A 25,537-nucleotide genomic window follows, 5' to 3' on the forward strand; every position below is an offset into this window, starting at 1 on the left:
GTCTCCCTTTCACTTGGTACTGCCGGCCAGCAGGCCGTTGACGATGTAGCGGTTGAAGGCCAGCGCCAGTGCCGCGGGCACGATGATCGCCAGGATGCCGGCCGCGTTGAGCAGCGTGGACGGGACCACGTGCCGGCCTTGCAGCGCGGCGATGACGACGGTCAGCGGCTGGGTGGACAGGTCGCTCGACAGCACCAGTGGGAACAGGAACTGTCCCCACGCGAACAGGAACGTGATCAGCGCGGTCGAGATGATCCCGGGCCGGGCCAGTGGCAGCAACAGGTGCCAGAGCACCTGCAGCCGGCGGGCTCCGTCGACCAGCCCCGCCTCCTCGATCCCGGCGGGCAGGCCGGCGAAGTAGTTGTGCAGGATCCATGTTGCCAAGGGCAAGAATCCGGACACGTAGACGAGCACGATCCCGGTATACGTATTCACCAGCGCGAAATCGCTCATGATCCGGTACAGCGGGATCAGCGTCGTGTACGCCGGGAACGCCATCGTCGCCAGGACCGCGTAGAAGAGCACGTTCCGGCCGCGGAACCGCATCCGTGCGAAGGCGTACGCCGCGAGCGTGGCCAGTACGACCGTCACGATCGTCGCCGCGCCGCACTCGACGACGATGTTCACCGCCGACCGCCGGATCTGGCCCGGGATGTCGATGTCCCCGGACAGCAGGGTGGAGTAGTTCTGCAGGGTGGCGTTGGCCGGCACGTAGTGCACGGGCCGCGCGCGGGCGTCGGCCTCGGTCTGCAGGCTCGTCTTCAAGGCCCAGTACACCGGCCCGAGGGACCAGATCAGCAGCAGCGCAACCCCGATGCCGCGTAGTCCGTTGCGTCGCTTGGTCACAGTTCGACCCTTCGGTAGACGAGGCGGACGACCACCAGCGAGACGAGCAGGGTGACGATCGTGATCAGCAGCGACAGCGCGTAGCCCTTGCCGAAGTCGAGATCCTGGAAGCTGATGAAGTACGTCTGCATGGTGACCGATGCGCCGGTGGTCGCGGCGCCGTTCAGCACGTACGGCTGGTCGAAGACGTTGAGTGTGGCGATCACCGCCTGCACCATGGTCACCGCAATCCCGGGCCGTGCCAGCGGCAGCGTGATCCGCCGGAACGCGCCCCACGACGTACAACCGTCGATCTGGGCGGCCTCGTACAGGTCGCTCGGGATCAGTTGCAGGACGGCCAGGATCAGGAGCACCGACAGCGGGGCGATCTGCCAGACCTGGACGAGCTCGATCAACGCGATCGTGAGGAACCGGTTCTGGCCGAGCAGGACGGCGTTGCCGTCGCTGAGGTGCAGCGCCGAGAGCACGCTGTTGATCAGGCCGACGTTGGGGTCGAAGATGCCGCTCCAGAGGATGCCCTCGACCACGCCGGGCATCGCCCAGGGCAGGATCAGGATCGCAATCACCAGGCTCCGGCCGCGGAACGGCCGCTGCAGTACAACCGCGGCGCCGATTCCGATCAGCGTCGACAGCGTCACGCCGATCACGACGTACAGGGCGGTGTTGCCGAGGCTGCCTACGACGGCATGGTCCTTGGCGAGCCGCACGAAGTTGCCCAGCCCGTCGAACCTGGCCGGCGGGTCCAGCGGATCGACTTTGTAGAACGACTGCACGATCGTGAAGACCGCCGGGACCAGCGCCAGGCAGGCGATGAAGATCATCACCGGCGCGATCAGCAGGTACGGCAGGAGGTCGACGCGGGACCGGCGTACCGGCTTGAGGCCCGGTGCCGGTCCCGTGCTGCTGACCTCGGCCGTGGTGGTCACCGTCATGACCCGGACGCCAGCTGGTCGGCGGTGTCACCGATGGTCTTCATCGCCTGCTCGACCGACATCGAGCCGGTGGCTGCGGCGTGCAGGTTGGTGTAGACCGCGTTGGAGAACTTCGGGTACCAGGACGGTGCGCCGCCTTCGAAGACCGGCTTGGAGCCCTGCAGCATCGGCACCAACTCGGCGCCGCCGATCAGGTTGCCCTTGGCAGTCATCTGCTTGACCGCCGACAGGTGCGACGGGATCGGGTACGTCGCGAACGTCTTGTCCGGGCCGTTCACGCCCGCGAAGTCCGCCTGCTGCTGGGTGGCGGTGAACCACTCGATGAACTTCGCGGCGGCGTTCGGGTGCTTGGCCTGCTTCGGGATGCCGATGCCGTCGGGGTTGCTGAGGTTCGCGGCCGGACCCGAGGCGCCCGGCGTGGGGATGTACTTCACCTTGCCGACCACCGAGGACGCCTTCTTGATGTTGTACACCGTGCCGACGTTGCCGGAGTAGTCGGAGAACGTGCTCGCGACCTGGCCCCTGGCCATCAGGTTCTGCATGCCCTGTGAATCGGTGACGTTGATGTTGCCCGGCGGCACCAGACCCGTCTTCAGCGCGTTGATCATCCAGTCCGCGGCCTTGTAGCCGGCCGAGTCCGGGCTGGTGAACTGCGGTCTGCCGGACTTGTCCAGCACCGTCCCGCCGAAGGCGGCGGTCGTTTCGTACCAGTACGTCGACAGCCCTTCCGCCGCCGCGAACGGGATGTTCAGCGGGTAGTTGGCCACGCCCTTGGTCTTGAGCGCCTTCAGCGCGGCCGTGTACTCGTCGATGGTCTGCGGCGCCGGATTCGCACCGGCCTTCGCGAACAGCTCGGTGTTGACTGTGGTGACCATGAACGACGCGTCGTACGGGATGCCGATCACGTGCCCGTCGACGGTGAACGACGCCAGCTGTGGGACGTCGGCCTGCATCGACTTGGTGTCGAGGTAGGAATCCACCGGGTAGAACCAGCCGAGCTTGCCGAGCTGCCCGACCCGGGACCAGTCGACGTTGGTGGCGTCGGCGAAGTACGTCTTCGCGGTGGCCGCCGCCGAGATCTTGTTCTGCAGGCTGTCCCAGTCGAGGTCCACCCAGTTCACGGTGATCCCGGTCTGCTTCGTGAACGCGTCCATCGCCGCCTTCGGCGGGGCGTCCGAAGCGAGTGCGACGGTGATCGTGACTCCTGAGGTCTCGGTTGACCCGCCGCTGCTCTGCTCGTTTCCCGAGGCGCCGCAGCCGGCGACGACGAGGGTCAGGCTCGCGACTGCTGCCAGTAGTCCTTTGCTCCTGAGCATGGCTACTCCAAAGGCTGTTGCGCGGTGCGCAGTTGCGCACTGCATCATGCGCGAATGTGGAGCGAAGGTAGTTCGAAAGAAAACTAACGGTCAAGGATTTCGTATACACACGCAGGAATTTGAGCAAACGCGCACTTCGTGCGCATTGTGTACAGTGCCGCTGTGCGGAAGTCGGAGCGGCTGAGTGAGATCCTCGACAGGGTCGGTCGGCACGGCACTGTCGACGTCGCCGCACTGGCTGTGGCGTTCGGCGTCTCGGGGGCAACCATCCGCCGCGACCTCCAGGCGCTGAGCCGCAACCAGTTGCTCGTTCGCACCCACGGCGGTGCGTTGGCGAACGAAGCGGGTGACGAGAAGCCCACTCGGGTCAAGGCGGCGATGCGGCAGCCGGAGAAGCGCAGCATCGGCCGGGCTGGGGCGGCGCTGGTCCCGGACGGCGCGGTGGTCGGTATGACCGGCGGTACGACGGCCCTCGAACTGTCTCGCGCACTGGCGCAGCGGCGCGGCATCACGGTCGTGACGAACGCGATCAACATCGCCGCCGAACTCGTCGGCCATGCCGGGATCCGGCTCGTCATGGTCGGGGGCATCGCGCGTTCGACGTACGAGCTGGTCGGTCCGGCCGCGGAGGCGATGCTCGCCAACTACCACCTCGACATCGCGTTCATCGGCGTCGACGGCTTGACGCCGGAGGAGGGCTGCACGACGTACGACGAGATGGAGGCACAGACCGATCTGGCCTTCCTGCGCAGGTCGGCGCGCAGCGTGGTGATCGCGGACAGCTCCAAGATCGGCCGGGTCACGTTCGCCCGGATCAGCCTGCTCTCGGGTGTCTCCGACATCGTCACCGACAGCGGCGCAGATCCTGCCCAGCTCGAGGCCATCCGCCACGCAGGCGTCCGCGTGACAACAGTCGGCCCATTCTGATCGGCCCGGAAACCGCCGCCCTTTTCACGACCGATGGATATCCGGCTCTTCTGTTGTGTGTGTGGGTGGACCGATGGCGGAGGGGCGTGGGCGGCGGACATTTGGACAGTTAGTGCACCCCGAGACACCGTACGCGCACCGCACTTCCACGCTCAGGTGCACTACTCACCGGCCAGACCTCAACCGACATGTCCTGTCGAGCTGTCCGCCCTGCCACCCCAGACCACACGCAGCCGGCATCCACGCCTCGGAATCGGAGCGGTTGTCGGTACCCACACATCGGGCAGAAGAGCCTCCCGGGGAGGGTTCTCCGGCCGTACGCCAGGGGAGAACCCTCAACACCAGCAGATGTCCACTCGCGTGAGGCGATGCCGATGGCAACGAGTGTGCCGTACCGCTGGACGGTCGTGGTGACGCCGGCGCGCGGAGACGAGGACATGCCGGAGACCTCCGCGATCGGTCATGGTTCGGCCGGTCGCGCTGCGAGGACGTTGACCTGTAAACGCTGAGAGCGGGAGGAGATCGAGGCGTCGCGCAGGCGATGAAATGACATAACGTAACGTCAATGACGTGTCGTTCGTTGATGCGCGTCTGTCTGATGTCACTGTTCGAGCTTGTTGAGTCGCAGCGCCTCGTCAGGCGTCGGTCAGGGCCGTTGCCGAGTCGCGGACCACGAGTTCGGGCTCGGGGTCAGTGATGATGCCGCCGGGGCAGGGGCGGCCTGCCATCAGTTCGTACAGTCCGTGGACGCCGGCCCGGCCGAGGTCGTACATGGGCATCCGGACCGCGGTTACGGCTGGGCGCAGGTGTTCCATCAGGCTTACGTCGTGGATCCCGATGACAGATAGTTGGTCGGGTACGGCGATGCCGAGATCCCGGGCGGCGGCCAGTACCCCGACGGCGCTCATGATGTTGTTCACCACGACCGCGGTCGGCGCGGCCGGAAGTTGCAGGGCTTGTCGCAGGCCGTCGGCACCGGCCTGCTCACCGAACCCGGTGGCCAGGTGCGGCGCCGGTTCCAGCCCAGCCTGCTGCATCTGCTGCTGATAGCCAAGGTATCGCTGCCGGAATGCGTGCCCGGGCGCCCCACCGATGAAGGCGATCCGGCGATGGCGCAGGTTGAGCAGGAATCGGGTCGCGATCTCGCCGGCGCGGCAGTCGTCGATGCCGACCCAAGGGTGGTCCTGGGTGTGGTCCAGGCTGAGGATCGGCTTGGGGTGGGAGCGAAGCTCGGCCATCACGTCGTCGTCGAACAGCCGGTCGTCCCGGATCAGGATGCCGTCGACGGTGCCCTGGCTGAGCAGCCGGGTGACGAACTGGCTGCCTGAGCGCATCGTCTCGGCGTCGCCGAGCAGGACTGTCCCGCCACGCTCGGCCGCGGCCGCGTAGACGCCGCGCAGCAGGTGGGTGTAGACGGGATTGTCGAGCTTGTGGAGGATCAGCGCGATCATGCCGGTGCGGTTGAGCCGCAGAGACCGGGCCGCTTGGTTGGGCTGGTAGTCGAGGGTCTCCATGGCCTGGATGACCCGCGCACGGGTCGCCTCGCTCATCCGGGTGTGGGTCGTGCCGTTGAGCACGGCCGACACCACCGCGACCGATACCCCCGCTGTGCGGGCGATGTCCCGTTGCGTTGTCACGCTTGCACGTCTCCCTCGAACCGTTGACGTAACGATTCAACCAAGCCTACGGTGAATTAACGATACGTCACCTAACCCGGCCCCAAATCCAAACGGGCCGGTCTTCCGCGCGCACCCCTGGACCGTCCGTGCGAACCGTTGGGGATGGGCGCAGCCGAAGGACTCAGCAAGAACTCTCACGTGTCATGAGGAGATGGGATGCAACGAAGACTTCTTCGGCGGAGCACTCGCCGCGCCGGTGTGTGGGTTGCGACGACAGTCGCGCTGGCCCTGATGGTGGCGGGCCTGTCGCCGGCCCGGGCCGCCACGACCGACATGTCGGATCTCGGTGAACTGCTCGACCTGACGCGTCCAGGGCTCGCCCACGTGGCGGCGGAGCTTGCCGCCGGCGACGAGGCCGGCGCCGCGGCCGAACTCAAGGCCTACTACGCGGGACGTTCGGGCATCGAGTACCCAGGTGTGGGCGGGGGAGGAGGCGGTGACGCGACCGCCGACGAACTCGCTGCTGGGACCTTCCGGTTCGGCACCGTGACCCGTGACTTCTACGACGACGCCGCGCAGCGGATCGACGTGGACTGGGCGGACCTCTGGGGCGGGACGGAGACCATCCCAGGGAGTGCACAGGTTCTGATGAGCGACTTCACGTTCATGTCGACGCTGACGAGCGCCTATCTGAAGGAGAGCGATCCGCAGAAGCGTGCGGCGTACGCATCGGCGTGGATGCACATCTCACTGGACTTCTTCGCCGACAATCCGACCTGGCCGCAGAACCGTAACCTGTCGGGCGCCAAGCGGCTGACCCAGCTCGTCAGTGCGTTCTCCGTGTTCCGGACGGAGCCGAGCATCGACGCGAATGACCTCGTGGCGTACCTGTCCGGCGTGCAAGCGACGACGAATCTCCTCGCGAACGTGCTGCAGATCCATGTCGGAAACAACTGGTATGTCTCGATGGCCCGGGCGATCTACGTCACGGCGGTCTATCTGCCCGAGTTCGCGGCGTCGTTCGTCTGGGAGCCGTTCGCGGTGCGCTCTGTCGAGCGGTTCTTGCGCGCCTGGGTGAAGGGCGACGGCGTGTACCGCGAGCCGACGTTCAACTATCAGGCCTACGTGGCCGATCTGATCAACACGATGATCGAAGTAGCCGATGCCAACGGGCGAACTCTGCCCGACGGCGTTGTGCAGTCAGCGGACTGGATCGCGGATGCGCTGTTCGCCACCCGTCAGCCGAACCTCGAGACCGCGCTCGTCGGTGATTCTCCGAACACGGACGCAGGCGAGAGCGCGATTCGGAAGACCGGTGAGCGCAACTCGTGGTCCGACTTCACCTGGGTCGCCTCCGGCCGCACCGAGGGGACCGTCCCGACGCTGTCGTCCACGGTCTTCCCGATCAGCTACGCGGTCCAGCGGTCCGGGTGGGACGCCGATGCCCGATACATGCTGATCAACAACCAGAACTCCAGCTACACGGCCTCCCATCGGCACCCTGACGACCTCAGCCTGGTGATGGCGGCGTACGGGCGCCCGCTGATCGTCGACCCCGGAGCGGGCGACTACAGCGCCACCCCGACCAACGACTGGATGCGCCGTACGACCGAGGCGCACAACACCGTTGAGGTCGACGGACAGCCGCAGCCCGCCGGCCTGCCTCGCTCGACGTCGCTGTGGCGCTCGAACGCGGGCCTCGACATCTACCGTGGTAAGACGCAGGCCTACCGGCCGATCGCGCACGATCGCGTCGTCTACTTCGTCAAGCCCGGCTTCTGGGTCGTCTCCGACGACCTCACGGGTGATACCGGCGCGCACGACTACCGGCAGCTCTGGCACTTCCCTGGCGATCCGGTCACCGTCGACCCGAACACGAACGTCGCCACGGTTGGGTTCGACACGGTGCCCGGCGCCGCACCGGTTGCCGGCGTGCGCCTCGTCCCCGTGGCCTCGCCCGGTGCCGATCTCACGTCGAGCGTCCACAAGAACGGCGCCGTGCGCGTGGGCGAACAGGTTCTCACCGACGTCGACTACCTGTCGTACGACTGGTCCGCCACCGGCGCCACCGGCGTGGACACAGTCGTCGTTCCCGGCAAGGCCGGCGCCGCGCCGTCGGTCAAGGCGTCGCGCATCCAACTGCCCCAGGTGGATCACTCCGTGGCAAGCGCGATGAAGATCGACCTGCCGAAAGCGACCGGCCGCTTCTACCTGTCGCGCGAGGCCATTCCCTCGGCGAGGCAGTTCGGGGATGCCGCGACCAACGCCGAGACCGCCTACCTCGAGCGTGCCAAGCGCGGCGGGTTGACGCGGTACGCGGTGACCCGGGGCTCGTCGCTGGTCGACCGCGGGGACACCGTCGTCAAAGCCTCCGGAGTTGTGTCCGACCTCAGTGTGGAACTGAAGGGCGCTACCGCCCAGATCTCGCTGGGGGACCCGTTTACGGGCACTCTTACGATCAACGCGCCGAAGGCACGCGCGGTGAAGATCAACGGCACCCCGACCGCGTTCACCCGCACCGGCAACCTCGTCACAGTCTTGGCCAACGCAGCCTTCGCACCGAAGCCGTTGCTCGACGAAAAGTTCACCGACGCGAGCCTGGACAGCACTGTCTATGACTTCAACAGCTCCCTTGACGGCTGGAAGCCGGTGCAGGGCACCTGGACGCTCGGCGGCACGCAGCCTGACACACAGCTGGTGCAGACCTCGGGTACGGACACCGAGTCGTTGGCGGTGCAGCAGGACGTTCCGGACGACGTGGTCATAGCTGCCGACATCGTTCCAGGGACACGAAGCCAGACGACGGCAACGACCGGTCTCGCGTTCCGCTACCACGATTCCCGCAACTACTACCGAGCCGATGTCGTCAGTACATCGAGCAGCGCGAAGCTGCAGCTCGTGAAGGTCTACAACGCGGTGTCCACGCTTCTCGCGGAGACGGAGCTGCCCATCAACGCAGACGGCGCGCACACACTGACCGTCTCAGCGATCGGGAAGCATCTGATCGCCACGGTGGGAAACACGTCGATCTCCGCTGACGACACGCAACTGCCGACGGGTGGTGCCGCCGCCTCCACGAACGGCCGGGCCGCGGCCTTCGACAACATCACCATCAAGGAAGGGCTCGACCAGGCCAATTGGCGGGGTGTCGCAGGCAAGGTGTCCGTCGACTCGGGTCGGTTGAAGCTCACGCCCAGCGATGGTCGGGCGCACGTGCTGGCCGACTCGACGCTGCCGTCACGCTTCTCCGAGACATGTGACTATGCCGCGAAAGCCACGGTCACGATCGATGGATCCGTAGGCACCGCGGGCATCTCGCTGCGAGACACCTCGGACTCGTACGGGTACCGGATCCACCTCGGCAAGACGAGCAACAGAACTCAGTACGCGAGTATCGTCCGCGAGGCTCACGCGTCGGGTCCGGTCACGGTGGGCACGGTATCGCTCAGCAACCCGTTGACAGGTCCCGTCGAACTCGGTGCAGCGATCCACGGTGACCGCATCACCGTGACGTTGAACGGAGTTCAGATCCTGGAGGGTCGCGACACCGTTGTCCGCAACGGCGGCGTCGGGCTCTACGCGTCCACGGAGAGCACGTTCGAGAACGTCACCGTCGCACGCTCCTGCTCCGGTTGAGCGCGTCGTGACGAGGTGATGACGTGAGGCCTCGGGGCAGGAAGCTTGATCTCCGGCAGAGATCTGGTTCACCCCGGGGCCTCAAAGGCGGATGCGGTTACGCTGGCGGCATGATCACGCTCAAGGACGTTGCGAAGCGGGCCGGGGTGTCCACGGCCGTGGTCTCCGCGGTGATCTCCGGGGCTCGCGGCAACGTCCGGATGAGCGAGGCGACCCGGCTGCGCGTCGAGCAGGCGATCCTGGACACGGGCTATCGCGTCAACCACGCCGCGAAGTCGCTGAGCCTGTCCAGATCGGGAGTCATCGCAGCGGTGGTGCCGAAGATCGCGAACCCCGTCTTCGAGTTGGCGATTCGTGGCATGCATGCGGCCGCCGAGGAACACGGTGACGTGCTGTTGCTGGCCGACGCGCTGTGGATCGAGCCGGGCAGCCACCTGATGAGCCGGATCGTCGGCACGGGCATGGTCGACGGGGTGTTGTTGCGGTCCACCCAATGGGGGACCGAGACCGCTGAGGAACTCACCAAGCGGTCGATCCCGTACGTGATCCTGCAGAACCCGCGACCGGACGACTCCGTGTCGGTGTGGATCGACGACGCGGCCGGGATCGGTCTGGCCACGACGCACCTGCTCGGTCTCGGGCACCGCCGGATCGCGCTGGTCGGCGGCCCCGTCGTCCCGATCGCCAGTTGCGCACGGGTCGACGGCTACCGCTCGGCGTTGCGGGCGGCGGGTGTGCGATTCGACCGATCGCTGATCAAGCAGGTCGGCTACGAGCCACCGGACCTGGCCGCCGCGACGCGCGAGCTCCTGGGCTCGGCCCGGCCACCGTCCGCGCTGATCGTCGACAACATCGTCGCGGCACCGGGAGCGATTGCGGCGGTCATCGACCTCGGCCTGCGGATTCCCGCCGATCTGTCGATCGTCGTGTACCAGGATCTGCCCATCGCCGACGCCATTCGGCCGGCACCGAGTACGGTCCGGATGCCTGTGCAGCAAGCCGGAATGCGCGCCTATACGACACTGCGCCGGATGATCGACGGCCGCCGCGTCCAGTCGGCACTGGTGACGCGGCCGGCGCCGAAACTGATCGATCGAGGATCGACGGCACCGTACGCGGGCTAAGCGCCCACCTGCCGACAAGTCACCGTCGGCGGCTTCGCAGATCTTGATTAACCGATGAATCACCGGCATGATGCTCGCCGTAGCCCCGAATCGACCGTAAGCCCACCGCTGCTCGGGTTGGGCTGGACAGGGAATTCCTTATGGTTCACGTCGTTCTCGTCTCCGGCTGGCAAACCGTCAACATCGGCGACGTTGCCCATACGCCGGGCGCGCTGCGAGCGTTCGAGCGCTACGCACCGGGAACGAAGCTGACGCTGTGGGCTCGCAGCATCGACGAGAGCGTGCGGCGGATGCTCGGCCGCTACTTTCCGGACGTCGAGATCGTCGAGGACCGGGTCGTGCCCGGCGAGCCGCTCAGTCCGGCGCTGGAACGGTTGTTTGCCGAAGGCGACCTTTTGGTCCATGGGTCGGGGCCGTCGCTCGTTGCCCAGGCGGAGGTCGCCGAATGGCATCGGCGGACCGGAAAACCGCATGGCATTTTCGGGGTGACAGTAGACCCGCTCCGGCCGTACGGCTCGACGCTGGCGCGAGCGGCGAGCATGATCAGCGCGATCGACGGTGACCTGCTCACCGAGGTCCAGCGTGAGGTGCTCGACACGGCCGCGTTCGTCTACTGCCGCGACTCGCTGACCGAGCGGTTCCTGGCCGGCCAGGATCTCGGGGCGCCCGCGATCGCGTTCGGTCCGGACGCCACCGTGATGTTCGACGTGGTCGACGACGGCGACGGCCAGGCGGTCCTCACGGAGTACGGGTTGCAGCCCGGACGCTTCCTCTGCGTCGTACCGCGGCTGCGTTTCACGCCGTACCACCAGATCCGGAACTACCCACCCGCGGCCGAGGATGTTCGCCGGACGGCCTACAACGCGGGCTATCTGAAGTCCGACCTGGACGTGCTGCGGCAGACGGTGATCGGGTGGGTGCGAGCCACTGGCGAGGCGGCGCTCGTCGTGCCGGAGATGAGCTACGCGATGGAAGTCGCCGAGGCCGAGTTCGCGGGGACGTTCCCCGCCGACGTTGCCGACCTGGTCCACATCCTGCCGCGGTTCTGGGACCTCACCGAGGCGGCTGCGGTGTACCGACGGGCCGGCGCGGTCGTGAGCATGGAGTGCCACTCACCTCTGATCGCGTTGGCGGAAGGCGTTCCGTCGGTTTACCTGCGTCAGCCGACCGACACGATCAAGGGCCAGATGTACAACGATCTCGGCCTGCCGTTCGTCGAGCTGGGACCGGGGGCCGAGGCTGCGGCCGGGCAGCTCCTGCAGAAGATCGCCGACGACCGCCCGGCGGCGGCCGACGTCGCCCGGCAGGCTCGGGACGGCGCGCAGAAGCGCGTGCGGGGGATGGTCGAGACCGCGGTCGCAGCGGTCGGAAGCAGGATCCGCTGATGTCATCGGGGACCGAGGTACGGCCGAGGGCCGGCACAGCTCCCGGTGCGCCTGCGGCGCGCGGGTCTCGCGTCCGTGGGCAGCTCGCCGCCCGATGGCACCGGGACCGGGTGCTGCTCGTGCTCGCGGTACCGGGCGTGATCGTCCTGATTCTGTTCCACTACCTGCCGTTGCTGGGCAACGTGATCGCCTTCCAGGACTATCAGCCGTTCCTCGGCATCAGTGGATCGGATTTCGTTGGCCTGAGCAACTTCTCGGTCATCTTCGACGGTGACCCGGAGTTCCTGAACGCGCTCGTGAACACGTTGATCATCACGATGGTCCAGGTGCTGTTCGTGTTCCCGGTGCCGATCGCGCTGGCCCTGGTCCTCAACTCGATGCTGAACGAACGGGCCAAGCGGCTGACGCAGTCGATCCTCTACCTGCCGCACTTCCTGTCCTGGGTCATCGTCGTGGCGTTGTTCCAGCAGATGTTCGGCAACGGTGGAATGCTGAACGAGTGGCTGCGTTCTGCGGACCTGGGATCCTTTCACATCGTCGGCGTACCGGAGCTGTTCAAGCTGCTGATCACGTCGCAGGTGATCTGGAAGGACACCGGATGGTCGACGATCATCTTCCTGGCCGCGCTCTCCAAGGTCGACCTGAATCTGTACGAGGCGGCGGCGATCGACCGGGCCGGCCCGTTGCGCCAGCTGTGGCACGTCACCCTGCCCGCGATCCGGCCCGTGATCGTCCTGCTGCTGATCCTGCGGCTGGGTGATTCGCTCACGGTCGGTTTCGAGCAGATCCTCCTGCAGCAGGGTCCGGTCGGCGCCCAGGCTTCCGAAGTGCTCGACACCTACGTCTACAACAACGGGATCATCGGCGGGAACTGGGGTGTCTCGGCCGCTGTCGGCTTGGTGAAGGGCCTCGTCGGTGTGGTTCTCGTCCTCGGGGCGAACCGGCTCGCCCACGCCATGGGGGAGCGGGGGGTGTACTCGAAATGACCGGACTACTGGAGACCACGTCTGAACGCCGGGCTCGGCGCAACCGTGGACCGGCGCCGGACGAGCGGCCTGCCTGGATGGGGCGGCAACCGCGCTGGGCGACCGCTGCGCGCGGCGTACTGCTGACCGCCGCCTGCCTCGCGGTGATCGTCCCGTTCGTCGCCGTCGTGATGACGAGTCTGGCGCCGCAACGCGACATCAGCGCGCGCGGTGGACTTGTGCTCTTCACGAGCGAGCCGTCGCTTGCGGCGTACCGGGCCGTTCTGTCGGGAGGAGTGGTGACGCGGGCCCTCAGCGTGTCGGTCGTCGTCACCGCTGTGGGTACTGTCCTGTCGCTGGCCTGCACCATCATGCTCGCGTACGCCCTGTCGCGGCCGGGGTCGCTGTTGCACAAGCCCATCCTGCTGATGACACTGTTCACCCTCTTGTTCAACCCGGGCATGATCCCGATGTACCTGATCGTCAAGCAGCTCGGTCTGATCGACAACCTGGCGGCGCTGATCCTGCCGGTGGTGGTCAACGCTTTCAACGTGATCGTGATGCGATCCTTCTTCCTCGAGCTTCCCAGCGAGTTGACGGAGTCGGCGAAGATCGATGGGGCCGGCGAACTCCGGATCCTCACCTTCATCGTCCTGCCGCTCTCGAAGGCCGTCGTCGCAGTGGTCGGCCTGTTCTACGCCGTCGCCTACTGGAACGCGTTCTTCTCAGCCCTGCTCTACCTGCCGTCGCCGGAGAAGTGGCCGCTGCAGCTGGTCCTGCGAACGTTCGTCGTGAACCAGACACCGCTCGGGACGGACGAGCTCTCGGCGTCGACCGAGTCGCTGCCTCCGCAGGCATCGATCCAGATGGCGATTCTGGTCATGTCCGTCATCCCGATCCTGATCATCTACCCGTTCATCCAGAAGCACTTCAGCAAGGGACTTCTGATCGGCGCCGTCAAAGGCTGATCGACCGGACGCCCGCCATGAGGAGGGAACCGTAACCATGGATGCGTTTTCGCGCCGTACGTTGCTCAAAGGGCTGTCAGCGGCAGCCGTCGCCGGTGCCGCCGGATCAGCTCTCGGCTGCTCCGCCAAGACGACGGCGGAAACCTCTGGCCGGATCGGAGCGGATGTTCTCCCGAGGTTCGCCCCGGCAGGCAACGCCGAACCCGCGCTGAAGAGCGCAAGCCCGCTCGGCATGAGCGGGTACTTCGAGTACCCGCCGAATCCCGTCGCGGCAGTCGGTAAGCCACCGCTGTCGGGTGGCCAGATCTCCGCCCTCACCTACACCTTCGACCCGGTGGCGCCCGGCAAGTCCGACAATCCGCTGTGGCAGGAGGTCGACAAGCGACTTGGCGGAAAGCTCGACATCACGTACGCGCCGGCGGCTGACTACGCTCAACGGTTCGCGACGACCGTGGCCGGCGGAGATCTGCCCGACGTGGTGTCGATCTACGGCTCGGTGCAGCAGCTGCCCGCGTTACTGAAGGCGAAGTTCGCCGACTTGACCGAATACTTGTCGGGCGACGCCGTCAAGGACTATCCGAACCTGGCGGGTCTGTCCACCGACTCGTGGCGGAAGACCGTGTACGGCAACGCGCTGTGGGGAGTGCCGATCGCCCGCGTGCCGATCCCGTCGGTGGCCTGGATCCGCGCCGACCTCGTCGCCGGTACCGGGCTGCCCGCGCAGCCGAAGAACATCGGAGAGTTCAAGGCACTGCTGAAGGGGCTGACCAACGAGCGCAAGTCCCGCTGGGCCTGCGGCGATCCGGGCAGCACCCTGACCATGATCGCCGCTTCCCTCGGCATCCCGGGCACCTGGATCGAGGACGGCGGGAAGTTCACCTCCAACATCGAACTCGAGCAGTACGAGAAGGCGCTGGCCGACACCCGCGAGCTGGCCGACGCCGGAGTCTTCCATCCGGACGGCCTGGTTGCGTCCAACAATCAACGCAACGACTGGTTCACCAACGGAACCACCCCGATCGTCTTCGGCGGGTACGCCGGCTGGAGCAAGTACGAGATGTGGGGCGCCGAGGTGCCGGGCTTCAAGCTCGGGTCGCTTCCGATGTTCGGCTACGACGCGGCGAGCAAGCCCCTGCATCCTCGGGGCAGTGCGGCTCAGGCGTTCACCGCTGTCACCCAGGCCGAACCGGATCGGGTCCGCGAGGTGCTCCGGGTACTCGACTGGCTCGCCGCGCCGTTCGGATCGTCCGAGTACCTCCTGCGCAACTTCGGAATCGAGGGGCAGACGTTCGCGTTGGAGGGCAACGATCCGATCCTGAACTCGCGCGGCCAGAATCTGCGGCTGGTGCCGTTCGGATACGTCTGCGGACCGACCCTGGCCATCTATGACCCGGGCCGGCGTGATGTCGCCCAGGCCCGCTTCGACTACCAGGAAGCCGCCCTGCCGATTCTCGCCCCCGATCCGACCCAGGGCCTGTACTCCGAGACCGATGCGGCCAAGGGGCAGCAGTTGGGCAAGGACCTGACCGATGCGCGGAACGGCATCCTGGCCGGACGCGCACCCGTGTCGAGCTGGAAGGCGGCCGTGACCAAGTGGCGCAACGGTGGCGGCGACAAGATCCGGGCCGATTATGAGCAGGCCTTCTCGGAGACGGGACCCAAGTGAGCCGCCAACTGGTGGCCCGAGCCGACGAATTCCTGGCCGGGCGGCCGTACTCCATCATCGACCGTGAGCCGTCGGACTGGGCCGGAGCTGCCCACGACTACTACTCGGTCGGCAACTACTCCTGGCCGAATCCGAAGACAGCCGACGGTCTGCCGTACATCAGGGTCGACGGCCGGCGGAACCCGGACGCGTGGAGCGATCGCTACGACAAACGGCGGTTCCGGCAGACGGTCGCAGCCGTCAACACCTTGGTGCAAGCCCACGTCCGAACCGGCGAGGCACGCTACGCCGACGCCGCGGTGGCGCGTCTCGAACGCTGGTTCCTGGACCCGGCGACCGCGATGCGCCCCCACTTCGCTCACGCTGCCGCGCTGCCCGGTCAGCACGACGGTGCGGCGATCGGGCAGATCGAGGCGACGCTCCTGACCGATCTCCTCGATCACGTCGACCTGCTGGTGAAGGCCGGACGATTCACCGAACGCCTGCCGCTCCTGAAGGACTGGTTCGCCGAGTTGACCCACTGGATGCGGTCGAGCGAACTCGGAAGGCAGGAAGAACTGATGACCAACAACCACGGAGTTTGGTGGGACGCGCAAGTACTGCGCTATCTGCAGTTCGTCGATGATCGGACCGCGCTCACCGAGATCCTCGATCGGTTCGACATCCGGCTACGTCACATCGCTCCCGGCGGCGCTCTCCCGAAGGAACTGGCCCGTCCCGACTCCTTGCTCTACACCATCTACTGTCTACGAGCCTTCGCCGTCTGCTGTCGAGTCGCAGCCGCTGAAGGCCGCGACCTCTGGAACGCACCCGCCGAACCCGGCTTCGGTAGTCTCCGCGACGCGTTCCACTTCTGGGCCGGCAACGCGAACGACGACCGTCGATGGATCTGGCCACGGCAGCCCTCAGATCTCGACCGAACTGCTCTGTGGCTGGCCGACGAAGCCGCCGCCGTCTACCAGACCCCAGGCCTCAAAGCGTTCGCAGAAACCCTCCGAGGACGAGACCTACCCGCCCCCGAAATCCCGTCAACCGCATCCATGGCCCTAGGTAAGGAGTGACACAGATCCGGCGGTCGCGTTGCGCGGGAACGCCAACCGCCGTGCACCGGGTGGATCGCGCGCGGGGGACCCGGGCACAAGCCCCGTCGGTGTGACCAGCACACTGTGGCTCATGGATGAACTGACGACGCCCGACGGACGGCTCCGGCTGTGAACGCGCTGTTCGAGGAACTCGACTGGCAGCAAACGCAGTTGGGCGAGATCAGCCTGCGGCGGCGCCATGATCCGGCTTTGGATGCAGAGGTGTACGAGGTCAAACTCGGCGACGAGTTCTTGATGTCGAGCTTCTTCACCGTTGCCGAGGTGGAGTTGGCGCGCCTGGGACTTGCCGCTGTGCCCGGTGATGTGCCCGGTGAGGTGCCCGGTGAGGTGCCCGGTGATGTACCGGGAGCCGGGCTCGATGTCGTTGTGGGTGGCCTCGGGCTGGGGTACACCACCCGGGCGGTGCTGCAGGACGCGCGCGTCGGCTCGCTGATTGTTGTGGAGGCCCTCGATGCGGTCATCGGCTGGCATCGGCGGGCATTGCTGCCGTTGGCCGATGACATTGTCGGGGATCCCCGCAGCCGACTGGTGCACGGTGACTTCTTCGCTCTGGCCGATGGTGACGGCGGGTTCGATCGTGATCGACCGGGCCGCCGCTTCCATGCCGTACTGCTCGACATCGATCATTCACCGCGCCACGTCCTGCATCCCAGCCATGCCGCCTTCTACACGCCGGAGGGACTGCGTCGTCTCGCCGCGCACCTGTATCCCGGTGGCGTCTTCGCGTTGTGGTCGAACGATCCGCCCGATGCGGCGTTCGGCGATGTCCTGTCCGAGGTGTTCGACAGCCAGGTCGCGCATGTGGTCACGTTCCCCAACCCATTGCAGGACCACGACGCAACCAACACCGTCTACGTGGCTCGCCGCGGCCCGGTGTGATACCGGGTGGGCTCGCTTCACGCATTGAGGAGGGTGCCGGAGAGTTCTCGGCGAGAGCCGATGCCGAGCTTGGCGAAGACCTTGTGAAGGCCATGGGGGCGAAAGCCTCCGCCCCCAATGGGCGTGAACATGTCGTACGCCGACCTGAGGTGGAGGCGCGCATCGCGACGGCGGTTCTCCCGCCGCAACCACTCTCCGTAGAGCAGCTGAGCGCGGGCGTGCTCGACGCGCATGCGCGTCCGGCCGAGCCGCTCCACTGCCTCCAGGTAGCAGGCTTCGGCCGCGTCTCCCCGGCTCACCGGCGCGCGGGATCGTGCCTCGATTCCGAGCGCCCAGTCGGTGCCGCCGGCACTCGTGGTCCGGACCAGCGCATCGAGTGCAGCTGCTGCACGGTCGGGGTAGCCGGCTCCTTGTTCGGCCGCTTTCAACGCTTCCTGGTAACGCCCCAGCCGTTGTGGAGTACGGCCGATGAGTAGTCCACGATGGTGAGTCCCATACCCTCGCCGCGCGCTCCGGCCTCCGTACAGATAGATCGGGTGCGGCGTGGCCAGCGCATCACGCTGCGGTCCGGGCAGACGATCGAGGTGGTCCAGCATCGGTGCGCACAACTGGTGCAAACCGGAGAAGGGCAACTCGACCTCGGACTCGACACCGGCCGCGCGCGCCAGGCGGCAACCCTGCCCAAGCCCGTTCGCCAGGTAGTCCAGCAGGGTGGACTTGCCGACTCCCGTCTCGCCCCGCAGCACGAGCACCTGGCTCGTGCCGGCGCGAACGCGGTCCACGAGGGAGTCGAGCGTCGCGCACTCGCTCTGCCTGCCGCGGAGCTCGGTGGGCAACTGATGTGACGTCACGACGCCGACCGGCGACGGCACCAATCACGTCCCGTCGTGTCCATCGAGCCTCCCGATATCTGCCCAACCAGCCTCGACGACCCACGCCGTCGTGTCGGGCGACATGCGCCCGATCGGGCCGCGTACACCGCCGGGCTATCTCACATCGCCGCAGCGCGGACTGTGCCGAGGACGTCGGGGGGTTTCGCGATGGGAGGAGCGCGGGGCGGCCGGGCGACCCGGCATTGATGCGGGACTACACGGGTATTGACCCGGGGCTACACGGGGGCCCGGGCGCCGCCTGCACACGCAGAGTGGTGGCATCCCGCACCGACGAACTCTCTGCACCAGGAGGATGCCATGCAGACTCGCCCCGTCCCCGGGACCGCCGCTCCCCATCGCCGGAGAGTCGCCACACTCAGTGCTGCCGTACTGTCCGTCCTGAGCGCGGCCGTCCCCGTCCCGGCGGAAGTCGTAGCCCCGCCGACGCCCGCGCCGGACCGCCTTGAAGGCGAGCATGGGGCGTCCAGCACCAGATTCCGTACGGTGTCCGCCGGTGGGCTGGAGGTCTTCTATCGCGAAGCGGGCGGGCCCGGTGCGCCGAAGCTCCTGCTGCTGGGTGGATTCCCGTCGTCGTCGCACCAGTTCCGAAACCTGATGCCGGCCCTCGCCGACCGGTTTCACCTCGTCGCGTTCGACTATCCGGGATTCGGGAACACCGAGATGCCGGACCCGCGAGAGTGGGACTACACCTTCGACCATCTCGCCGAGATCGTCGACGAGGCATTGCTGGCCATCGACTTCACCGGGCCGATGGGGCTGTACCTGCAGGGCTGCGGCGGCCCGATCGGCAATCGGCTGATCTCGCTGCACCCGGACTGGCTGCGGTGGCAGATCATCCAGAACGCCAATATGTACGAGCAAGGATTCACAGATGCGTGGGACGGCATCCGTCATGGCCTCTGGTCGCACCGCACTGCCGACAGCGAAAAGCTGTTGGACAACTTCGTCGAACGGGAGGCGGTGCAGGCGATCTACTTGACCGGTCACCCGGACCCGGCCAGGATCAGCCCCGACAACTGGAACGTGGATCTGCACTTCCTGGCCCGGCCGAACGCCCGTCGGGTCCAACTGGACCTCTTCTACGACTACCGCACGAACGCCGAGCGGTACATGAGCTGGCAGGCGCGGCTACGTCGCGACCAACCGAAGACGCTGATCTTCTGGGGCCAAGGCGACATCTTCTTCACCGCTGCCGGCGGTGAGGCGTACCTCCGCGATCTCCCCGACGCGAAGCTCGTGCGCCTGAATTCAGGGCATTTCGCGCTCGAGGACTGCCTCACCAAGATCGTTGCCGGTATCAACAGTTTCTACGATGAGAATGTGAAATGCTCCAGGTCAGGCCCGATGACGGAAGTCAGCTGAGCAGAACCTGCTCGAAGGCCTCACCGGCGTCCTGGCTGGTGTCACGTGGGTCGGGACGACGTGGCGGCCTCGCCGGTGGGACGTCAGCCCCGCGGGCGCCGCTGTGCGAGCTGGCTACCGCGAGATGTCGCGGGCCGCCACGTCGCGTCTACGGTCAATGAAGTGAAGTGTGCGCAACGCTTGCCGATTCGATGAGGTGAACCACCACCTTTCAGCTGTGTTCCGCTCAGTGCGCGAGGTGGCCGTGAGCTGTCGGAGGTCCGCGCTCCCGGGCTGGCCCCGCCGTATCAGCGACGGGTTCGACGGGAGCCGATCACGCCGTGGTCGCTGTACGGCGTCATCGCGTCGCCATCCTGTGCGCGGATCAGGCGTTGATCTGCTGGTGACTGTTCGTGCCGGCGACCGCGATCCGTCGTGGCTTGGCTTGCTCGGCGATCGGGATCTTCAAGGTCAGAACCCCGGCGTTGTAGCTCGCCTCGATCTTGTCGGTGTCCAGCGTCTCGCCGAGGAACAGCTGCCGTGAGAAGACTCCGAGCGGTCGTTCGGCGACCTGCATCTCGACGTCCTCAGGAACCTCCGGTGGACGCCGCTCCGCCTTCACCGTGAGTACATTGCGCTCGACGTCGAGCTCGATTGCGTCCGCCGCCACACCTGGGAGATCAAATGCGATCACGTACTCGTCACCCGAGCGGTACGCATCGATTGGCATCGAGGTCGGCCTTGACCAGGTCCCTTGCCCGCCAGACGCGCCGAGGAACTGCTGCGTCAGGCGATCCAACTCCCGGAACGGGTCTGTGCGCATCAACATCGTCGTGCACCTCCTGATCGTCTCGTGAACCAGTGGTGTCAACACGCATTTCTGTTCTAGCATGTCATCGAAACGATGACAAGCACCAATGTCAGCATTGTGCTGACGGACGGATTCCACGCATGAACGAACGACTCGACGGACTCGAGCTACTGCGGACCCCGGGCGCCTTGGACGATGCCGACGCGGGCCGAGTGCTCGCTACCCTCACCGCCCTGCACCGGCTCCGCTCGTACATCGACGAGTGGGAGCCGATCCTGGTCGGCGCCGCACGCGACCGGGGTGCCACCTGGGCCGAGATCGCACCTCGCCTCGGCCTGGCCAGCCGCCAGGCAGCCGAACGCCGCTACCTGCGACTCAAGCCCCACTCCACCGACGATGCCGCCACCACCCGCGAAGACCGCGTCCAGGCAGCCCGCGACCGACGATCTGGCGACCGCGCCGTCGCCGGATGGGCCCACGACAACGCTGCGGCGCTGCGCCAGCTCGCCGGGCAGATCACCGCATTGCCGACCGACACCACCAACCCGTCCACAGCCGGAGCAGCACCCGCTATCGCGCACCTCCGCGACGCGCTCGGCAGCAACAACGCCGCCGACCTGCTCCAGCCGCTGACCGCAGCCGGCGAGCAACTCCGCGACACCCACCCGGACCTGGCCGGTCAGGTCACCGATCTGACTCGGACCATCGATGCCATCCGCATGACAGACCTCGCCGGCCGCACGCCCGCGCTCGACGCAACAGACCCGGCGACCGAGGCGCATTGAGCATGGCGAGGGCGTCTCACGCCCGCAAGACCGCTGTACGGCAAGCCTGACCACTGACGTCGGCAGGCATGCAGGCTGTTTACGGCGATCGGGTGTGGGAACCGATCGCCGACGATCCAGCCGGGAGGGGTGCTATGACGGTCGGTGGCATTGACACCTATTACGACTACGACCAACGGCAGTGGATGTTCCGGCGCCTCGGGGGTGGCCCCGTACGACAGGTGCCCGTCTGTCCTGTCGTACGAGGTGCGCCGGAGGCGGAGGCTGAGCGACCACCAGTTGCGGACCCGCGCGTGCCCGCGAAGGTGCGGACGGTGCGAGATCAGAAGTGTTAGCGGGCGTCTTCCGGATCGGGGGTGGAGAGGGTCGCGGCCCAGTCGGTGGACCAGCGGATTAGGGGGCGGAGGGCGCGGCGGGCGCTGTGGCCCAGCTCTGTGAGGGCGTAGGTGGTGTCGGGGTGTTGCTCGACGACGCCTGCGTCGACCAGCTCGGTCAGGCGTTGCCGCAGGACGCTGGAGGACATGCTGTCGCAGCGCTCCTGCAGTGCGCGGAATCCGACCGGGCCGTGTTGCAGCTCCCAGATGATTCGCAGGTTCCACCTACGACCGAATAGGTCGAGTGCGGCCATCAGTGGCCGGCCGGTGCTCGATCCTCGGACCGCGCGTCCTGGCCTGGGTGTCGCCATCCGTCGTTCCGTCCCATCTTGCGGCTTCGATATCCGACACACTATCGTGCACCACATCGATTCGATTTCCGAAGCGCACAGGGGTGGCTTCGGGGGTCGATCACCACCAACGGAGGATGTTGTGCACAAGCTGCTGGTCCTGTATCCCGAGCCCGTCGATCCCGACCACTTCCGCGAGTACTACGTGAGCACCCATCTCCCGCTGGTCGCGAAGATGCCCGGCTTGCTCGCGTACCGCTACAGCTTCGAGGTGACGGCGACGCAGGGGGAGCCGCCGTACTTCGCGGTCTTCGAGGCCGAGTTCGCCGACGCCGCCGCACTGACCGCGTCGAGGGCGTCCGCGCACGGCCAGAAGGTGAGTGCCGATGTCGCCAACTACGCCACCGGTGGTGTGGTCGTCATGGACTGTCCGATGCAGAACGGCACCATCTGAGGCTCCTGCAGGTGGCTCGGCCAGATACTAGAGGTGTCTCTCTACAAGCCGAAGAGATATCGTCGCGGGCATGGGGAGACCGGCCACGCATACCGCGGACGCACTGCTTGACGCGGGCGTTGCGCTCTTCGCCGAGGGTGGCGCGAGGGCGGTGACGATGGCCTCGGTGGCGCGTGCTGCGGGTGCGCCGAGTGGATCGGTGTACCACCGGTTCCCGGATCGGCCTGCGCTGCTGCACGCGTTGTGGGCGCGGGCGGTGCACACCTTCGACGAGGCGTACCGGCTGCAGCTCGGCGACGCGCCCACTCCCGCCCACGCGGTCACGTCGACTGCTTGGATCGTGGATTGGTGTCGCGAGCAGCCGGGGACTGCTGCCGTACTGCATGCCGGCCATCGGGCGTTCTCGCGCGATCAGTGGGCGGCGGCCGACATCGAGGCGCTGGCGTCGTACGAGCGCAGCCGGGACCGGCGGCTGGCCAAGGTCGTTCGCGGGATCGCCGTTGCGGCGGATCGGCCGCGGGACGAGATCGCGTTCGCGATGGTCGACCTGCCGCTGGCGGTCGTTCGCCGGCACCTTCCGGGATCGGTACCGGCGGCAGCGACCGAGCTGGTACGGCGGCTGGCAACCTCCATCATCCTCGGCGACTCGTGATCGGGCTGTGCGCGAAGTCCTCGTCTGCTGTTGATGATCGTTGAAGTTGTGGAGAGATACCTCTAATATCGGAGCTGCGTCTCAGGGAGGGGTGGAAGTCCCCACCGGCGGTGATGGCGGCCCGGCCGATCCGGGCAGGTCGAGCCCGCGAGCGCCGACCTCGTCACGCGTTTCAGCCGGCGGGGGAGGGTCAGCAGATCCGGTGCGACTCCGGAGCCGACGGTCACAGTCCGGAATGAAGAGAACGTGACAGGCGAGGTCGTCTCGTCCGGTCACCGCACCCCCTGGGCATGTGTGTGAACAGGAGGAACAGTGACACACATCCCCACGGCATCGACCGACAGCTCACGCATCGCCGTGATCGCGTCGCGCTGGCATGCCGACATCGTCGACCAGGCAGTACGAACCTGCGTCGACGACCTGCGTACCGAAGGCCGCCAGGTCGACGTGTACAAGGTCCCGGGAGCCTTCGAGATCCCGTTGAAGGTCAAGCAGCTCGCCTCGACCGGGGAGTACGCCGCGATCGCGGCGTGCGGGCTGGTCGTCGACGGCGGGATCTATCGTCATGAGTTCGTGGCGGCGACGGTGGTGGATGCGCTCATGCGGGTTCAGTTGGAGACGGGCGTACCGACGTTCTCCGCGGTGCTGACTCCGCTGCACTTCCACGAGCATGACGAGCATCACGCGTTCTTCCGCGACCACTTCGTGATCAAGGGCCGCGAAGTCGCCCGAGCAATCATCGAAACCCTCACCGCCCCCAAGGTCGCCTAAGCCAGTACGCCCGCCCGCCGCCTGCCCGGCTGCCGCCCGGGCAGTTCGGGTTAGAGCGCGTGTGTCAGGGGGCCCAGGTTGAGGTTTTGGATGCGCTCGACGGTTACGTCGCGGACCGTGGGGAGTGAGCCCCAGAGGGCTTTGCCTCCTGGGGTCCGCAGGAGTGGTCCGACGGCTCGTTGGAAGCGGCCGGTTTCCACTGGGGTGCTTTCGCGAGGCGGGCCCACGGAGCCGATCAACCTGATACCAGGGGAGCCGGTGAATCGGCCGCGCAGTGCGGCTCGCAGCCACAGGCGTTTCCCGCTGTCGACGGCGATGATGGCGACTCTCGGTTCGCGCTCGAGGTTGGCCGCGAGTCTTGAGTTGAGTACGTCGAAGTAGAGCGCGGATCCCTTCTCGGTCAGCAACAGCGACCCGATCGGTGTGACATGTGGGGATCCGTCCGGGTTCGTGCTCGCGATGCTGCAGTGCAGTGAGGTGCGGATCGTACGGCGGACGACGCGTCTGGCCTGTGACCACTGGGCTTCGGTGATCATGAGCTACCGATGCGGTCGGGGGTCATCGGCCCTCCTTTTTTAGAGTGTTATCTCTAGAATGGTTGAAGCATACTCGCGGTGTGTCGGGTGTCACGGCGCCGGAGCGTGGGCAGTGCGACGATGCCAGTGGCGGAGTGCAGCGCCGAGCAGGAGTGCAGCGCCGAGAAGAGGTGGCGGATGATCGGCGATCGGTGGGGCGTCACCGACGAGGAGACCGAGGCCTCGTACGCGTGCGACCGATTCGCCCCGAAGCCCACGGTGCAGGCCTGGCGAGCTGTCACGATCGAGGCGCCGACGAGTGTCGTGTGGTCCTGGTTGATCCAGGTACGGCTCGCTCCCTACTCGTACGACCTGATCGACAACCTCGGACGCCGTTCGCCGCGCGAGCTCTTGCACCTCGACGATCCGGAGATCGGGGACCCGTTCAGCTCCTCCGGCGGACGGCCGCTCGGTCGGATCGTCGCGCTCGTCCACGAGGAGCACCTCACCGGACAGATCATCGGCGCCACCATGACGTACCGGCTCCTCGACCTCGGGGACGCCGGGACGCGCCTCGTCCTGAAGGTCGTCGGCGAGTACCCGCGGCCTCTCGCGCCGCTGCTGTCGGTCGGCGATCTGGTCATGGCCCGTCAGCAGTTGCTGAACTTCAAGAAGTACGCCGAGCAGCGCGATTAATCCGTTTGTCCGGGGGAGGCGCCCGACCTGAGGATGGGTGCCATGGCAATTGGCACCTCCTCGGCAGTTCGCTTTGTTGAGATGACCGGTACGGCGCTCGGCGCGTTGCTCGCCGGCGACCGTCCCGCGGCGGAGGCGGAGCTTGGCTTCGCCCTCGGCGACGAGTTCCTCTCCGACAGGGCCAAGTGGCTCTGGCAGTACCGTCTCGATCAGCTGACCGCCGATCCCAGCACCTTCGGGTGGCTCGTCAAGCTCGCCGTGGCCGGTGACGTCGTCGTCGGGTACGCCGGGTTCCACGGTCCGCCGGACGCGGACGGCATGGTCGAGATCGGCTACACGGTCGACCCGCCGTACCGGCGGCAAGGTCACGCCAGGGCGATCCTGACCGCGCTCCTGGAACACGCGGCCGCCGAGCCCTCCGTACGGACCGTGCGAGCCACGATCAGCCCCACCAACCAGGCCTCGCTGGCCACCATCGCGGGCTTCGGCTTCGTCGAGAACGGCGAACAGTGGGACGAGGAGGACGGCCTCGAGCTCATCTTCGAGCGCCCGAGCCGCTGACCCGAACTATTGCGTGGCGGCGTGCCGG

Annotated in this window: 25 protein-coding genes and 1 riboswitch; of the genes, 17 read left to right on the top strand and 8 right to left on the bottom strand. The window is 66.8% G+C overall.

Annotation, left to right across the window (positions count from 1 at the left end):
• Nucleotides 1-9: 9 nt before the first annotated feature.
• The 3 genes from ACGFI6_RS22365 to ACGFI6_RS22375 are packed head-to-tail and all read right to left on the bottom strand — an operon-like array spanning nt 10 to nt 3,094.
• Nucleotides 10-846, bottom strand: a complete 837-nt coding sequence (locus ACGFI6_RS22365) for a carbohydrate ABC transporter permease (RefSeq protein ID WP_393121461.1) — start codon at nt 844-846, stop codon at nt 10-12.
• On the bottom strand, nt 843-1,778 hold the full coding sequence (locus tag ACGFI6_RS22370) for a carbohydrate ABC transporter permease (RefSeq protein ID WP_393121463.1): 936 nt from the start codon (nt 1,776-1,778) through the stop codon (nt 843-845). The genes ACGFI6_RS22365 and ACGFI6_RS22370 overlap by 4 nt, the downstream gene beginning before the upstream one ends.
• Nucleotides 1,775-3,094 (bottom strand): ABC transporter substrate-binding protein, encoded by a 1,320-nt coding sequence (locus ACGFI6_RS22375; protein ID WP_393121465.1) that lies wholly within the window; start codon nt 3,092-3,094, stop codon nt 1,775-1,777. The genes ACGFI6_RS22370 and ACGFI6_RS22375 overlap by 4 nt, the downstream gene beginning before the upstream one ends.
• A gap of 162 nt (nt 3,095-3,256) precedes the next feature.
• Here ACGFI6_RS22375 and ACGFI6_RS22380 point away from each other — a divergent pair, with 162 nt between their 5' ends.
• Both ACGFI6_RS22380 and ACGFI6_RS22385 read left to right on the top strand, forming a co-directional pair.
• On the top strand, nt 3,257-4,021 hold the full coding sequence (locus tag ACGFI6_RS22380; RefSeq protein ID WP_393121467.1) for a DeoR/GlpR family DNA-binding transcription regulator: 765 nt from the start codon (nt 3,257-3,259) through the stop codon (nt 4,019-4,021).
• 374 nt (nt 4,022-4,395) lie between these two features.
• Nucleotides 4,396-4,530, top strand: coding sequence for a hypothetical protein (locus tag ACGFI6_RS22385; protein ID WP_393121469.1), 135 nt, complete (start codon nt 4,396-4,398; stop codon nt 4,528-4,530).
• Nucleotides 4,531-4,656: 126 nt separating this feature from the next.
• Here ACGFI6_RS22385 and ACGFI6_RS22390 read toward each other — a convergent pair whose 3' ends face one another.
• Entirely contained in the window at nt 4,657-5,658 is a 1,002-nt protein-coding gene (locus ACGFI6_RS22390; protein WP_393121471.1) for a LacI family DNA-binding transcriptional regulator, read from the bottom strand.
• Nucleotides 5,659-5,856: 198 nt separating this feature from the next.
• On the opposite strand from ACGFI6_RS22390, the gene ACGFI6_RS22395 reads away from it, so the two are divergent.
• From ACGFI6_RS22395 to ACGFI6_RS22430, 8 genes are all read left to right on the top strand, one after another.
• On the top strand, nt 5,857-9,276 hold the full coding sequence (locus ACGFI6_RS22395; protein ID WP_393121473.1) for an alginate lyase family protein: 3,420 nt from the start codon (nt 5,857-5,859) through the stop codon (nt 9,274-9,276).
• A gap of 110 nt (nt 9,277-9,386) precedes the next feature.
• The gene (locus ACGFI6_RS22400; protein ID WP_393121475.1) at nt 9,387-10,400 is read left to right on the top strand and encodes a LacI family DNA-binding transcriptional regulator; all 1,014 of its coding nucleotides are present in this window, start codon (nt 9,387-9,389) and stop codon (nt 10,398-10,400) included.
• A gap of 140 nt (nt 10,401-10,540) precedes the next feature.
• Entirely contained in the window at nt 10,541-11,785 is a 1,245-nt protein-coding gene (locus ACGFI6_RS22405) for a polysaccharide pyruvyl transferase family protein (protein ID WP_393121477.1), read from the top strand.
• The gene (locus ACGFI6_RS22410) at nt 11,785-12,771 is read left to right on the top strand and encodes an ABC transporter permease (RefSeq protein ID WP_393121479.1); all 987 of its coding nucleotides are present in this window, start codon (nt 11,785-11,787) and stop codon (nt 12,769-12,771) included. The genes ACGFI6_RS22405 and ACGFI6_RS22410 overlap by 1 nt, the downstream gene beginning before the upstream one ends.
• Complete coding sequence (locus ACGFI6_RS22415; protein WP_393121481.1) at nt 12,768-13,718, top strand: carbohydrate ABC transporter permease; 951 nt, start codon at nt 12,768-12,770, stop codon at nt 13,716-13,718. The genes ACGFI6_RS22410 and ACGFI6_RS22415 overlap by 4 nt, the downstream gene beginning before the upstream one ends.
• Before the next feature lie 37 nt (nt 13,719-13,755).
• The gene (locus tag ACGFI6_RS22420; RefSeq protein ID WP_393121483.1) at nt 13,756-15,384 is read left to right on the top strand and encodes an extracellular solute-binding protein; all 1,629 of its coding nucleotides are present in this window, start codon (nt 13,756-13,758) and stop codon (nt 15,382-15,384) included.
• Nucleotides 15,381-16,445: an alginate lyase family protein gene (locus tag ACGFI6_RS22425; RefSeq protein WP_393121485.1), complete on the top strand. Its 1,065-nt coding sequence runs from the start codon at nt 15,381-15,383 to the stop codon at nt 16,443-16,445. Before ACGFI6_RS22420 ends, ACGFI6_RS22425 begins: the two co-directional genes overlap by 4 nt.
• A 150-nt stretch (nt 16,446-16,595) precedes the next feature.
• Nucleotides 16,596-17,366 (top strand): spermidine synthase, encoded by a 771-nt coding sequence (locus ACGFI6_RS22430; RefSeq protein ID WP_393121487.1) that lies wholly within the window; start codon nt 16,596-16,598, stop codon nt 17,364-17,366.
• 17 nt (nt 17,367-17,383) lie between these two features.
• On the opposite strand, the gene ACGFI6_RS22435 is transcribed toward ACGFI6_RS22430, so the two are convergent.
• Nucleotides 17,384-18,238, bottom strand: a complete 855-nt coding sequence (locus tag ACGFI6_RS22435) for an AAA family ATPase (RefSeq protein WP_393121489.1) — start codon at nt 18,236-18,238, stop codon at nt 17,384-17,386.
• Nucleotides 18,239-18,556: 318 nt separating this feature from the next.
• Between ACGFI6_RS22435 and ACGFI6_RS22440 the strand changes: the two genes are divergently transcribed.
• On the top strand, nt 18,557-19,621 hold the full coding sequence (locus ACGFI6_RS22440) for an alpha/beta fold hydrolase (RefSeq protein WP_393121491.1): 1,065 nt from the start codon (nt 18,557-18,559) through the stop codon (nt 19,619-19,621).
• Nucleotides 19,622-19,985: 364 nt separating this feature from the next.
• Here the strand turns inward: ACGFI6_RS22440 and ACGFI6_RS22445 are convergent, their stop codons facing one another.
• Nucleotides 19,986-20,330 carry an Hsp20/alpha crystallin family protein gene (locus tag ACGFI6_RS22445; protein ID WP_393121493.1) on the bottom strand — a complete coding sequence of 115 codons (345 nt, stop codon included), beginning with the start codon at nt 20,328-20,330 and terminating at the stop codon, nt 19,986-19,988.
• A gap of 221 nt (nt 20,331-20,551) precedes the next feature.
• Between ACGFI6_RS22445 and ACGFI6_RS22450 the strand changes: the two genes are divergently transcribed.
• Nucleotides 20,552-21,196, top strand: coding sequence for a hypothetical protein (locus ACGFI6_RS22450; RefSeq protein ID WP_393121495.1), 645 nt, complete (start codon nt 20,552-20,554; stop codon nt 21,194-21,196).
• Between the two features lie 331 nt (nt 21,197-21,527).
• Here the strand turns inward: ACGFI6_RS22450 and ACGFI6_RS22455 are convergent, their stop codons facing one another.
• Nucleotides 21,528-21,881 carry a winged helix-turn-helix transcriptional regulator gene (locus ACGFI6_RS22455; protein WP_393121497.1) on the bottom strand — a complete coding sequence of 118 codons (354 nt, stop codon included), beginning with the start codon at nt 21,879-21,881 and terminating at the stop codon, nt 21,528-21,530.
• A 121-nt stretch (nt 21,882-22,002) separates the two neighbouring features.
• Between ACGFI6_RS22455 and ACGFI6_RS22460 the strand changes: the two genes are divergently transcribed.
• The 3 genes from ACGFI6_RS22460 (at nt 22,003) to ACGFI6_RS22470 (ending at nt 23,737) form a co-directional block, all read left to right on the top strand.
• The gene (locus ACGFI6_RS22460; protein WP_393121499.1) at nt 22,003-22,314 is read left to right on the top strand and encodes an EthD family reductase; all 312 of its coding nucleotides are present in this window, start codon (nt 22,003-22,005) and stop codon (nt 22,312-22,314) included.
• A gap of 70 nt (nt 22,315-22,384) precedes the next feature.
• On the top strand, nt 22,385-22,966 hold the full coding sequence (locus tag ACGFI6_RS22465; RefSeq protein WP_393121501.1) for a TetR/AcrR family transcriptional regulator: 582 nt from the start codon (nt 22,385-22,387) through the stop codon (nt 22,964-22,966).
• A gap of 74 nt (nt 22,967-23,040) precedes the next feature.
• Nucleotides 23,041-23,216, top strand: a riboswitch (FMN riboswitch).
• Between the two features lie 62 nt (nt 23,217-23,278).
• Nucleotides 23,279-23,737, top strand: coding sequence for a 6,7-dimethyl-8-ribityllumazine synthase (locus tag ACGFI6_RS22470; RefSeq protein ID WP_393121503.1), 459 nt, complete (start codon nt 23,279-23,281; stop codon nt 23,735-23,737).
• A gap of 50 nt (nt 23,738-23,787) precedes the next feature.
• On the opposite strand, the gene ACGFI6_RS22475 is transcribed toward ACGFI6_RS22470, so the two are convergent.
• Nucleotides 23,788-24,273 (bottom strand): pyridoxamine 5'-phosphate oxidase family protein, encoded by a 486-nt coding sequence (locus tag ACGFI6_RS22475; protein ID WP_393121505.1) that lies wholly within the window; start codon nt 24,271-24,273, stop codon nt 23,788-23,790.
• A gap of 120 nt (nt 24,274-24,393) precedes the next feature.
• Between ACGFI6_RS22475 and ACGFI6_RS22480 the strand changes: the two genes are divergently transcribed.
• Complete coding sequence (locus ACGFI6_RS22480; protein ID WP_393121507.1) at nt 24,394-24,948, top strand: hypothetical protein; 555 nt, start codon at nt 24,394-24,396, stop codon at nt 24,946-24,948.
• 42 nt (nt 24,949-24,990) lie between these two features.
• Nucleotides 24,991-25,509, top strand: coding sequence for a GNAT family N-acetyltransferase (locus ACGFI6_RS22485; protein ID WP_393121509.1), 519 nt, complete (start codon nt 24,991-24,993; stop codon nt 25,507-25,509).
• Nucleotides 25,510-25,537: the final 28 nt, after the last annotated feature.

The organism is Kribbella sp. NPDC048928, assembly GCF_043197975.1.
Lineage (GTDB): Bacteria > Actinomycetota > Actinomycetes > Propionibacteriales > Kribbellaceae > Kribbella.